Origin of the sequence: Massilia niastensis DSM 21313 (assembly GCF_000382345.1) — a bacterium.
Classification (GTDB): Bacteria; Pseudomonadota; Gammaproteobacteria; order Burkholderiales; family Burkholderiaceae_D; genus Telluria; species Telluria niastensis.
Genome location: NZ_KB908096.1, coordinates 75,770 through 86,634, shown reverse-complemented (window position 1 = coordinate 86,634; position 10,865 = coordinate 75,770). Strand labels below are relative to the sequence as shown.

The 10,865-nt window shown below is 66.0% G+C and carries 11 protein-coding genes; 7 read left to right on the top strand and 4 right to left on the bottom strand.

The genetic code is table 11. The features are described from left to right. Window positions 1–114 precede the first annotated feature (114 nt). Together H162_RS0114085 and H162_RS0114080 are read left to right on the top strand one after the other, a co-directional pair. Window positions 115–1,044, top strand: coding sequence for a dihydrodipicolinate synthase family protein (locus tag H162_RS0114085; RefSeq protein ID WP_040787399.1), 930 nt, complete (start codon window positions 115–117; stop codon window positions 1,042–1,044). Between the two features lie 74 nt (window positions 1,045–1,118). Then, entirely contained in the window at window positions 1,119–2,108 is a 990-nt protein-coding gene (locus H162_RS0114080; protein WP_026354635.1) for a Bug family tripartite tricarboxylate transporter substrate binding protein, read from the top strand. A 33-nt stretch (window positions 2,109–2,141) separates the two neighbouring features. Here H162_RS0114080 and H162_RS0114075 read toward each other — a convergent pair whose 3' ends face one another. Beyond that, window positions 2,142–3,044, bottom strand: coding sequence for a LysR family transcriptional regulator (locus tag H162_RS0114075; RefSeq protein WP_020654116.1), 903 nt, complete (start codon window positions 3,042–3,044; stop codon window positions 2,142–2,144). 96 nt (window positions 3,045–3,140) lie between these two features. Between H162_RS0114075 and H162_RS0114065 the strand changes: the two genes are divergently transcribed. From H162_RS0114065 to H162_RS0114050, 4 genes are all read left to right on the top strand, one after another. Beyond that, entirely contained in the window at window positions 3,141–4,364 is a 1,224-nt protein-coding gene (locus tag H162_RS0114065) for an alpha-hydroxy acid oxidase (protein WP_026354634.1), read from the top strand. 46 nt (window positions 4,365–4,410) lie between these two features. Next, on the top strand, window positions 4,411–4,833 hold the full coding sequence (locus H162_RS0114060) for a VOC family protein (RefSeq protein ID WP_026354633.1): 423 nt from the start codon (window positions 4,411–4,413) through the stop codon (window positions 4,831–4,833). 38 nt (window positions 4,834–4,871) lie between these two features. Then, entirely contained in the window at window positions 4,872–5,573 is a 702-nt protein-coding gene (locus H162_RS0114055) for a fumarylacetoacetate hydrolase family protein (protein WP_026354632.1), read from the top strand. Window positions 5,574–5,651: 78 nt separating this feature from the next. Next, a complete protein-coding gene (locus tag H162_RS0114050) occupies window positions 5,652–6,053 on the top strand; it encodes a GlcG/HbpS family heme-binding protein (RefSeq protein ID WP_026354631.1) in 402 nt (133 codons plus the stop codon). Between the two features lie 300 nt (window positions 6,054–6,353). On the opposite strand, the gene H162_RS0114045 is transcribed toward H162_RS0114050, so the two are convergent. The 3 genes from H162_RS0114045 to H162_RS0114030 all read right to left on the bottom strand — a co-directional run bounded on the left by H162_RS0114045 (window position 6,354) and on the right by H162_RS0114030 (window position 10,289). Then, complete coding sequence (locus H162_RS0114045; RefSeq protein WP_020654110.1) at window positions 6,354–7,364, bottom strand: SpoIIE family protein phosphatase; 1,011 nt, start codon at window positions 7,362–7,364, stop codon at window positions 6,354–6,356. A 660-nt stretch (window positions 7,365–8,024) separates the two neighbouring features. Beyond that, window positions 8,025–8,213 carry a hypothetical protein gene (locus H162_RS30900; RefSeq protein ID WP_020654109.1) on the bottom strand — a complete coding sequence of 63 codons (189 nt, stop codon included), beginning with the start codon at window positions 8,211–8,213 and terminating at the stop codon, window positions 8,025–8,027. Between the two features lie 309 nt (window positions 8,214–8,522). Continuing rightward, complete coding sequence (locus H162_RS0114030; protein ID WP_020654108.1) at window positions 8,523–10,289, bottom strand: amidohydrolase; 1,767 nt, start codon at window positions 10,287–10,289, stop codon at window positions 8,523–8,525. Window positions 10,290–10,544: 255 nt separating this feature from the next. On the opposite strand from H162_RS0114030, the gene H162_RS0114025 reads away from it, so the two are divergent. After that, a complete protein-coding gene (locus H162_RS0114025; RefSeq protein ID WP_026354628.1) occupies window positions 10,545–10,823 on the top strand; it encodes a hypothetical protein in 279 nt (92 codons plus the stop codon). Window positions 10,824–10,865: the final 42 nt, after the last annotated feature.

Sequence of the window (10,865 nt, the reverse complement as noted above, 5' to 3'; positions counted from 1 at the left end):
CCTGCATCCACTTTTCATGGATTCTGAAGTGCCAAGAATGATGTTTTTGTTGGGCGACAGGCTTACTAGAATGGCCATGTAGCGCCTGTCGCCCATCACTCACTCGGGACCTCCATGACCACCACCACTCGTCTTCGCGGCGTGTTTTCGCCGGTTCTCACACCCTTCAATGCGGACCTGACCCCTTCCGTCGAGCGCTTCACCCGGCACTGCGCATGGCTGCTGAAGCAGGACGTCGGCCTGTCGATCTTCGGCACCAACTCGGAGGCGACTTCGCTGACGCTGGCGGAAAAGCACCGCCTGCTCGACGCCTTGCTGGACGCCGGCCTGCCGGCCGGACGCATGATGCCGGGGACCGGGGCATGCGCGCTCGGAGACGCGGTCGAACTCACCCGGCATGCGGTGGAAGCGGGCTGCGGCGGCGTGCTGATGCTGCCGCCGTTCTACTACAAGGGCGTCAGCGACGAGGGCCTGTTCAGGAGTTTCGCGGCGCTGATCGACGCGGTCGCCGATGAACGCCTGAGGATCTACCTCTACCACATCCCGCCCGTTACCCAGGTGCCGATCAGCCTCGGCCTGATCGAACGCCTGCTCAAGGCCTACCCGGGCACCATCGCCGGCGTCAAGGACAGCGCCGGAGACTGGAGCCATACCGAGGCGATGCTCAGGAACTTCCAGCCGGAAGGCTTCGACGTGTTCGCGGGCAGCGAGACCTTCCTGCTCGCGAACATGCGCGCCGGCGGCGCCGGCTGCATCACGGCCACCGGCAACGTCAATCCCGCGCCGATGGTCGCGCTGTACGAAAGCTGGCGCCAGGAAGGGGCGGACGAGCAGCAGCGCGCGCTGGACCAGACCCGCGCGGTGTTCCAGCAATTCCCGATGATTCCCGCCATGAAGGCGGCGATCGCCTGGAAGACCGGCGACGACGGCTGGCGCGCGGTGCGTCCGCCGCTCGTGGAACTCGCGCCGGACCAGAGGGATCGGCTGGAGAGCGGACTTCACCAGCTCGGGTTCAGCATGCCCCAGGTGGAAGATCTGAGGTGAGGACCGGCGGCGGACACGCGCAACTGGTCTGAACGACGTAGATTCATAATCATAATATATTGGAGACAGGCAGCATGACATTCAAGACAAGTGGCATCCCGAGGCGCAGCCTCCTCACGTTCGCACTGTGCGCAAGCCTCGTTCCGGCAATGGCGCTGGCGGACACGTATCCCTCCAAGCCGGTGAAGGTGATCGTCGGGTTCTCGGCGGGAGGCGCGGTCGACAACGTGGCGCGCCTGGTGACGCAGAGCATGGGCAAGAGCATGGGCGGTTCCTTCTATGTGGAAAATCGCCCGGGCGCGACCGGCGTCATCGCCGCCGAGCAGGCGGCCAAGGCGCCCGCGGATGGATACAACGTGCTGGTGGCCACCCAGTCGACCATGGTGGTGGCGCCGAGCATCTATGCGAAGATGAAAGTCGACCCGGTCGCCGATTTCACGCCGATCTCGCTGCTGGCCTCGGTGCCGATGGTGATGGTGGTGAATCCCGCGGTGCCGGTCAAGAACATCCAGGAACTGATCGCCTACGCCAGGCGCCAGAACGGCGGCATGTCGTATGCGTCGTCGGGCCAGGGCGGCCCGCAGCACGTCGCCACCGAACTGTTCTCGCAGATGGCCAAGGTGCCCATGGTCCACGTTCCGTACAAGGGGGAGGCGAACGCCATTTCCGACCTGCTCGGCAACCAGGTGCCGGTGATGTTCGGCAACCTGCCGTCCCTGCTGCCGCACATCAAGAGCGGGAAGCTGCGCGCGCTGGCCGTGAGCAGCCTGCAGCGCAGCAACGCCGCGCCGGAAATTCCGACGGTGGCCGAGTCCGGCCTGCCGGGCTTCGAAGCCCTGACATGGTTCGGCATGTTCGTACCCGCCGGCACGCCGCAGCCCATTGTCGACCGGCTCAATGCCGAAGTGAAGAAAAGCCTGGGATCGCCCGATGTGCGCGCAAAGCTCGGGCAGCAGGGGCTGACCGCGGTCGGCGGCTCCTCCGCCGAGTTGAAGGCCTACATGCAGCAGGAAGTGCCGAAGTGGGCCAAGCTGCTGCGCAGCGCAAACATCAAGGCTGAATAAGCGGGCGCCAGGCAGTGACGGAACGCGCCGCCCCTAGCCGGCGCGTTCCGCCTTGAACGCGTCGTCCTGGCCTGCCTGCGGATCGGGCAGTTCCAGCAACTCGTCGAGCATGCGGCTGAAAGGCGACCTGGCGCGCCACAAGAGTCCCAGCTTGCGCACCGGCGCCTGGCCGGGCAGGGCGATGATCGTCACGCCTTCCGGCAGCGGCCACGCGCGCGGCCAGTCGGGCACCAGCGACACCCCGAGGCCGCGCTCGACCAGCAGGGCGATCGCATCGAGCGCGTCGAGTTCGAAGCGCTCGTGCGGGAAGATCTGCTGCTCCTGCAGGTAGCGGTCGGCGAGCTGGCCTCCCCAGTTGTTCCTGTCGTAGCGGATCAGGGGCTGGGTGGCCAGCAGTTCGAGCGGCGGCAGGTGCGCCAGCGAGGCCGGCGCCAGCACCACCAGCGGCTCGGAACGCAGCACGCGCCAGACCAGGGACTTGGGAATCGCGAACTGCGGCTCGATGATCAGGGCCGCGTCGAGCGCTTCGCTCACCACCTGGTGATACAGCAGGCGCGACACCTCCGCTACGATATAGACATCCACCTTCGGATGCCGTCCGGCGAGCGTGGCGAGGATCGCCGGCAGCATGCCGGTCAGCGCCGTGGAAATCGTCCCCAGCCTCAACTCCCCGGCGAAGGCCTCCTCGGAAGCGGCCGCCTTCAGTTCCCGCACTTCGCGCTGGAAGCGCCGCGCGCGCGCCAGCACCCGGGCGCCCCCCTCGGTCAGCTGCACCGTCCGTCCCGAGCGTTCGATCAGCTTCACGTTCAATTCATCCTCCAGCGCCCGCACCCGCTGCGCCAGCGCGGTGGGCGTCACATTGAGGCGGCGCGCCGCTTCGGCCATCGAGCCGCATTCGGCGATGGTCACGAAACTGTCCAGGAACCGCGTCTCCATAATGAACATCTCCTTCAGTTTGAATATTCGAAGATGAAATTGTCCTTGGTTCCCACCTTGAGCACAATAGGGCTCATCCAGCGCATCCACCGCACCATGACTACTGCCATCGCCTCCCACGACCTTCCATCCTCCGCCAGCCGCGCTGCGCCCCCGGCGCTTCCCGCACGCCTTCGGGAACTGCGCAGCCTCGAGGATTTCGAGCATGCCGCTCGGCGCCACCTGCCGCGCCCGGTGTTCGGCTACATCTCCATGGCGGCGGAGACCCGGCGCAGCTTGCGCGGCAATCGCGAATGTTTCGACGACTACGGGTTCGTCACCCGGGTATTGAAGGACGTATCCCGGCGCAGCACGGTGGCAACGCTGTTCGGCCATGAGTATGCGGCGCCGTTCGGCATCGCCCCGATGGGTATCAGTGCGCTTTCCGCGTATCGCGGCGACCTGGTCCTGGCGCGCTCGGCGGCGCGCGCCAACGTTCCGATGATCATGAGCGGATCCTCCCTGATCCGGCTCGAGGACGTGGCGAAGGAAAAGCTGGGCGCCTGGTTCCAGGCCTACCTGCCGGGCGATGTCCCGAACATCACGGCGCTGGTGGACCGGATCGGGAATGCGGGCTTCCAGACCATGGTGTTCACGGTGGACACGCCGGTCACGCCGAATCCCGAGCACTTCGCCCGCAGCGGCTTCACTTCGCCCCTGCGTCCGAGCCTGGGCCTGGCCTGGCAGGGCATCTCGCATCCGCGCTGGCTGTTCGGCACCTTCTTCAGGACGATCCTGCAGCACGGAATGCCGCATTTCGAAAACAACTATGCGCGGCGCGGCGCGCCGATCCTGTCCAAGTCGGTGACCCGCGATTTCTCCGACCGCGGACACCTGAACTGGGAGCACTTCGGGCTGATCCGCAAGATCTGGCCCGGCAGGATCGTCATCAAAGGCATCCTGCACCGGGAGGACGCCCGCATTGCCCGCGACATGGGCGCGGATGGCATCATCGTCTCGAACCACGGCGGCAGGCAGCTCGACGGCGCCGTTTCTCCCCTGCGCGTGCTGCCGGGGATCGTCGACGCCTGCCCCGACATCCCGGTGATGATGGATAGCGGCATCCGGCGCGGCTCGGACGTGCTCAAGGCGCTGGCGCTGGGCGCCCGCTTCGTCTTCGTCGGCCGGCCGTTCGGCTATGCGGCGGCGGTCGGGGGCGAGGCCGGGGTAGGGCATGCGATCAGCCTCCTGCAGCAGGAGGTATCGCGCAACATGGCGATGCTGGGCATTAACGGTTTGCAGGAGCTCGATGCGCAGACCCACCTGTGCCCCTATCGCTGAAGAACAGCTGTTTGACATTCACCACGACGATTCCCAAGGAGACTCCATGCAATCCATTCCATTGTTCCACCTGGCCTTCCCGGTCCGCGACCTTGCCGAAGCGCGGCGCTTTTATGGGGACCTGCTCGGCTGCCCCGAAGGCCGCAGCTCCGATGAGTGGGTCGACTTCAATTTCCATGGCCACCAGGTGGTCGCCCACCTGGCGCCGGACGAACTCGGCCCGGCGTCGACCAACGAGGTCGATGGCGACAAGGTGCCGGTGCGGCACTTCGGCGCGATCCTGCCGATGGCGGAGTGGGAAGCCCTGGCCGGCAAGTTGCGCGACGCCGGCACCCGTTTCGTCATCGAGCCGCACGTCCGGTTCAAGGGCCAGGTCGGCGAGCAGGCGACCATGTTCTTCCTCGACCCTTCGGGCAATGCGCTCGAATTCAAGGCTTTCGGCGACCTCAGCCAGGTCTTCGCGAAGTGAACCCGCCGCCCCCGACCGTCATCCACCTGAAAGCCGTCATGTCCGATTTCGTTTTTCCACCCGCCCCGCAGGCATCCGGCGCCGTCGCCGGGAGCGAAGCGCGGTTTCCGATCCGCCGCGTGTTCTGCGTCGGCCGCAACTATGAAGCGCATGCCCGCGAGATGGGCAATGATCCCGACCGGGAGCCGCCGTTCTTCTTCATGAAGCCGGCGGATGCGGTGGTCGCCGCCAGCGGGACCGTTCCTTATCCTCCGCTCACCGACGACCTGCATCATGAGGTGGAAATGGTGGTGGCGATCGGCACAGGGGGCGCCAACCTGTCGGCGCACCAGGCGCTCGAGCATGTCTGGGGTTATGCGGTCGGCGTCGACCTGACGCGGCGCGACCTGCAGGCGGTCGCCAAGAAGATGGGCAGGCCCTGGGACTGGGCGAAAGGTTTCGATGCATCGGCGCCCTGCGGTCCCATCGTCCCGGTGGGCGTGACCGGGCACCCCCGGGCCGGCAGCGTCAGCCTGACGGTGAACGGCGATCCGCGCCAGCAGGGCGATCTCGAGGAGCTCATCTGGCCGGTCGCGGATGTCATCGCCTACATCTCGCAAAGCGTCGCGCTCGCGCCGGGCGACCTGATCTTCACCGGTACGCCGGCAGGCGTGGGCGCGCTGCAGCCAGGCGATCGGGTCGGCGCCACGGTAAGCGGCGTCGGGAGCATTTCGTTCACCATGGGACAGCGGCCAGCCTGAGGAAACAGGGCGGCGAACACCGCTTCGACCGCAGTGATGGAACACCGGCTTCAACCATATGATGACAGGGGCAACAAGATGAAAACGGTAGCAGTATTGACACTCGGCGACGCGAAGCGCATTGCTTCCGCGGCTGAATCGGAGGCGATCGCCCATGGATGGGCGGTCAGCATTGCCATTTGCGACAGCGGTGGCCATCCGTTGTGGTTGCAACGCATGGATGGCGCTCCCTTGATGAGTGCGACGGTGGCCCCGGAAAAAGCAAGGACCTGCGTCCTGAGCGGAAAACCCAGCAAGTCGCTGGAGGACATGATCAATAACGGCCGGTTCGCCGCACTGTCCATGCCGGTCGTTCCGCTGGAAGGCGGTGTGCCGATCGTGGTCGACGGTGCGATCGTGGGTGCTGTCGGGGTGTCGGGGGTGAAGGCAAGCGAAGACGCTCAGGTCGCGTCTGCAGGCGTGGCGGCGGTCGGGGCGTAGCAGGAATCCGGGTATCCGGTGGGTTCAACCGTCGTTCAGAACGCGCGCGGGGGCTGGTTCGAGCCCGTCGCCGAGCTTGATTCGTCGCGGACCGAACCGGAGGGGGCGCCAATGAGCATGGAAGTCGTTACGAACGCCAGGCGTGGCGAAAAATCCACGACTGGGGTCCGTATAGCATTCTTCGCATAATCTATATTATGTTAAATACGCTGTCTTGGCGCGCATCCCTGGAGCCGTGGAGCGAGGCAAACTCCCTGCAGGAAGGCTGGCCATGGGCGATCCGGCGCATCGACGCCGGCGCTAGCCTGGTGCGCGCTGCTCCGGTTCCAGAGCACGTACGCTGGCAGCGTTGGCGTTGGCGTTGGCGTTGGCGTTCGCGGATCCGGAGCTCGGATCGTCGACCGCGCTCCCAATCGCCTGCGGGAAGATTTCCGCTCCTTGCAGCATCCGGCACGCGGCGGTCCACACGACAGCCGAGGCGTCGTCGGCGCGCTTCACCGCCAGCGCAGCGGCACCCAGGTGCGCCGCTTCATGGGCGCGCAACTGTGCGAGCAGGCGCGCCGGGCCGAGGCGCACGCAGGCGTCGGCGAGCTCGTCGACGCCGTACAGGCCATAGGTGTCCACGAGCCGGTAGAAGCCGTCCGTCATCATGAGGAGCGCGGTGCCTGGCGCCAGGTCGAAACGGGCCGTGCGGGCGTCCAGCGGACCGTGCGGACGCAGGCACAGGACGAATGGTGCGAGCGTGGTGTTCTGGAACTCGCGGCGCGTCCTGAGCATGGGCAGCAGGTGCGCGCGCCGCGTCATGGCGTCGGTGACGCCCCGGGCCTGCAGTTTCTCGATTTCCGCCTGGAGCACCGACTCCTGCGGATTCACATAGGGGTCGATGTCGGTCGTCAAGCCGTTCGCGGCGCGCAGCAGCGTCTTGCAGTCTCCCAGGCTGTACAGCTCGGCGCGCTGCGCATCCCCATGGCGAACGATCCGAACCCAGCTCAAGGCGGCGATCGGCCAGGCATGGACCGGCATGGTTTGCCCGCCCAGGCACGCTGCCCATTCCTCCTGCAGCGCCGCCAGCGCAAGCCGTACGCTGTCGTGCTGTGTGCGCTGGCTGTCGAGGGTGGCCGCCAGCGCGGAGGCGAAGGCATGCACGAACCAGACCACGTCGCCGCGCTGCTCGTCGATGTAGTCGCGGTCGGCGACGGAGCTTGCGCCATCGATGACCAGCAGATCCGTCCTGTTTCCGGTTTCGAAGACGGCAACGAGGTCTTCGTTCCGTCCGCTGTCTGCGCCTGAGGAAATACTTTGCACACCCATTCGATCGTTCCCTGCTCAACAAATTCGCCGGGGACTTTACCGGTATTGCTCAGGGAACACAACAGCGGCATGGGCTGCGCGGGACAAACTCGACAATATATTTGCTAATGTCGAGTGAGATAATGGGGGAGTTTCGGGATACGGCCTGGTATTCGGCGTTTGTCCATCATCGGCAGCGCGTTGCTGGGCGACGCCCGAACGCGTCGCGGACTGCCAGGCTTCGTGACCTCCTTGTGCGCGCCGGGGCCCTGTCTCCGTGTTTTCAGTCCTTGCACCGGTACCGCCATCGACTGTTTGGAGCATGCCGCACGACTCTTCGCACGGTTGAACTTTCGTAGTTCCCTCCAGGATATCGTGCGACCGCGAGCGGCACTATTCACAGCCCTGCCCGAGCCTCATGGGCGGCCAGCTGGTTCGCTTGAAGAGACAGGATCGACCATGTCTCCGCCAGCCGGGAGATCGCTTGTCGGGCGCTCGATCGTGTCCGGCCCGCCTGGCAGCTTGACTGTCCCTGCCCCGCCCCTGCCCGGCAATCGCTCTCGGGCTGCGATCGCGGGAGGCTTCGATGTGCGCCGCTTCCGGGTGCTCCCTTCCGTGCCAGGTCCCGGGCATGGCTGCTCGAAGGCCTGCCGCGGAGTGCACTTCTCCCCTTTCCGATACTCAAGACATGTTCGCCTCGGCGCCGAGGGCAGCCGACAGCCAAGGCGTGCCGACCACCGCCCGGACCAGCGAAACACGTTCCACACCGTGACGGACCAGGGCGTGCAGCGCGCCGGTGGCGCCCGCCTCCGGCAGCCGCTGGAGCGCAGACGCGGCGCGGTCCGCATGGTTCGCCATCTCGCGGGCCATCTTCGCCTGAACCGTCGGCGCCGCTACCAGCCGGGCCAGTGCGCACCTGCCGGGCGGATCGCAGTCCAGGGCGCCCTCCACCGCTCGGCAGCACCGCGCCGGCGGCCACCGCGGCCTGGCACAGCAGGTGATCGAGGTCGAGGCGCGGCACCACCAGGCCATGGCGGTAGCGGCCCGGCACGCTGTCGTAGCCGAAGTCGCGGTGCCGCAGCGGCGGTCCGCGATGCACGACGCGCACGCTCGGGACCTGCACAAGGACAACAGCCCATGGCCGCGCGCATCCCCCCTTGCCTGTACGGGAGGAGATGGCTAGCGGTTCTGGTAACCGCCGAACACCTTTACCGGACTCCAGGCCGGCGACACCGGCGGGGCCGCGGGCGCCAGCTTGCCGAATTCTCCGCTGCCGTAGACCACCTTGCCGTTGACGATGGTCAGGACGCTCTCCAGGTCCTTGATCTTTTCGACATCCATCGTGAAATAGTCCTGCGGCAGCACGGCCAGGTCGGCGTACTGGCCCTTGCGCAAGGTCCCCTTCAACTTTTCCTCGCCGCTCATCCAGGCGCTGCCGACGGTCATGAGCTTCAGGGCTTCGTGACGCGACAGCAGGTCGCGCGGCTGCCAGGTCTGCAGTCCGCCGGCGGTCTTGCCGGTCACCGCCCAGTAGAGCGAGGGCCAGGGTCCATAGCTGCTGACCCGGGTGCCGTCGGTGCCCAGCCCGACCGGCACGCCGAGCTCGAGCATCTTGCGGATCGGCGGCATCTGGCGCGTCTGCGGACCGTACTGCTTCCAGTAGGCCTCGCCCTGGAAATACATCCGGTTCTGCACCGCGACGCCGCCGCCCAGCTTCCTGATGCGCCTGAGCTGGTCGTCGGTCACGGTCTCGGCATGGTCGACGATCCAGCGCAGGCCTTTCAGGGGCGTGGTCTTGTCCACCTTCTCGATCACCGCCAGGTCGCGCTCGATGCTCTCGCCATAGGTGGCATGGAGGCGGAACGGCCAGCGCTTCCTGATCAACAGCTTCAATACCGGCTCCAGCTCGCCTTCCATGTGCTGCGGCAGCTCGGGACGCGGTTCGAGGAAGTTCTCGAAGTCGGCCGCGCTCCACACCAGGTTCTCGCCCGCGCCTTCGGTAGTAAAACCATTCGCATGGAACATGTGGTCGTTGCGGTTCGGCTTGGTCATGCCCACCCAGCGCTGGTAATCCTCGAGTTCCTTGCCCGGCTTCTGGGCGAACAGGTAGTACGAGGTGCGCACCGTCACCTTGCCCTGTTTCGCGAGTTCCACCGTGACGCCATAGTCGTCCGGGTAGGCCTGGCCGCCGCCGCCGGCGTCGATGGCGCTGGTGATCCCCAGGCGGTTCAGCTCGCGGTAGTACTGGATCGTCGAGTTGAGCTGGTCGTCACGGCCGAGCTTGTTGGTTTTGCCCAGGGTCGTGTACAGCACCATGGCGTTCGGCTTGGCCGCCAGGAAGCCGGTCGGCTTGCCGTCCGCGCCGAGTTCGACGACGCCGCCGGGGAACTTCGTCTCGCTGGTATAGCCGAGCGTCTCGACGCCCTTCTGGTTCAGGTAGCCCAGGCCATACAGGTAGAGGATGAAGACCGGCTTGTCCGGCACCGCCGCATTGATCTCGGCCAGGGTCGGAAGCCGCTTTTCCTCGAACTGGTGCTCGCTCCAGCCGCCGACCACCTTCACCCATTCGCCCTGCGGCGTGCGCGCGGCCTGTTCCTTCAGCATCTCCATGGCGCGCTTGAGGGTGCGCACGCCATCCCAGCGCACTTCCATGTTGTAGTTGAGGCCTTCGCGGATCACGTGGGTGTGCGAGTCGTTCAGGCCCGGAATCACGGTGCGGCCCCCGACGTCGACCACCTCGGTGGCCTTGCCCCTGAGGCGCAGCACGCTCTCGTTGCTGCCGGTGGCCGCGATCTTGCCGCCCTTGATCGCCAGGGCCTGCACGAACTCGCCCTCCCTGGCCATGGTGGCGATCTTGCCGTTCGTGATGATCAGGTCGGCCTGCGCCCGGGCGGCGGTGGCGCTCAGCAGGCCCGCCGCGAGCAGCGTCAGGGTCAGCGTTTTCATGGTGAAGCTCCCAGTGTTGTTGGAGGTCGGTGGCGGCGGGTCCTGCGCGGAGTCCGCCTTGGATGCCGACAGTATCTGGGCACGGAGCCATATTGAAAAGCGGATAATATTGACGGTCCCATTCGATTTTTTTGATGATCCGCCGCGTTGATCCTCCTGGAGGGATGGGTGCGCACGCCTGAAGCGCCGGTTTGCGCACGCCTGGCCCCTGCGGGAGAATGGCTGCACCCGAACTGATCATTCAAAAGGAGTGGTATGAACATTACCGTGAAGAACACTACGCCTGATACGGCAAGAGTCACGCTGGTGGGTGAACTGCAGGACGGCAGCTTCAACGCCAAGGTGATGGCGGAAACCGATGTTCCCTACACCCGCTACTGGGACAACGAGCTCGAGCAGCGCATCGTCTATATCCAGCCCGATGCGGAGCAACTCAAGTCGATCCTCGCCGCGCTGAACGAGCGCCGCCTGTCGCTGGATGAACTCCAGAACTACGGCAGTTCCGCCGGCGGCACCTCGTCCATTCCGGTCTGAGGCGCCGGTCGCCACACGGTCCCGGTTCCCTGTCGTCCATCC

Coding starts and splice junctions, on each gene's coding strand:
- H162_RS0114085 (WP_040787399.1), top strand. CDS start 115: ATGACCACCACCACTCGTCTTCGCGGCGTGTTTTCGCCGGTTCTCACA.
- H162_RS0114080 (WP_026354635.1), top strand. CDS start 1,119: ATGACATTCAAGACAAGTGGCATCCCGAGGCGCAGCCTCCTCACGTTC.
- H162_RS0114075 (WP_020654116.1), bottom strand. CDS start 3,044: ATGGAGACGCGGTTCCTGGACAGTTTCGTGACCATCGCCGAATGCGGC.
- H162_RS0114065 (WP_026354634.1), top strand. CDS start 3,141: ATGACTACTGCCATCGCCTCCCACGACCTTCCATCCTCCGCCAGCCGC.
- H162_RS0114060 (WP_026354633.1), top strand. CDS start 4,411: ATGCAATCCATTCCATTGTTCCACCTGGCCTTCCCGGTCCGCGACCTT.
- H162_RS0114055 (WP_026354632.1), top strand. CDS start 4,872: ATGTCCGATTTCGTTTTTCCACCCGCCCCGCAGGCATCCGGCGCCGTC.
- H162_RS0114050 (WP_026354631.1), top strand. CDS start 5,652: ATGAAAACGGTAGCAGTATTGACACTCGGCGACGCGAAGCGCATTGCT.
- H162_RS0114045 (WP_020654110.1), bottom strand. CDS start 7,364: ATGGGTGTGCAAAGTATTTCCTCAGGCGCAGACAGCGGACGGAACGAA.
- H162_RS30900 (WP_020654109.1), bottom strand. CDS start 8,213: ATGGCCCGCGAGATGGCGAACCATGCGGACCGCGCCGCGTCTGCGCTC.
- H162_RS0114030 (WP_020654108.1), bottom strand. CDS start 10,289: ATGAAAACGCTGACCCTGACGCTGCTCGCGGCGGGCCTGCTGAGCGCC.
- H162_RS0114025 (WP_026354628.1), top strand. CDS start 10,545: ATGAACATTACCGTGAAGAACACTACGCCTGATACGGCAAGAGTCACG.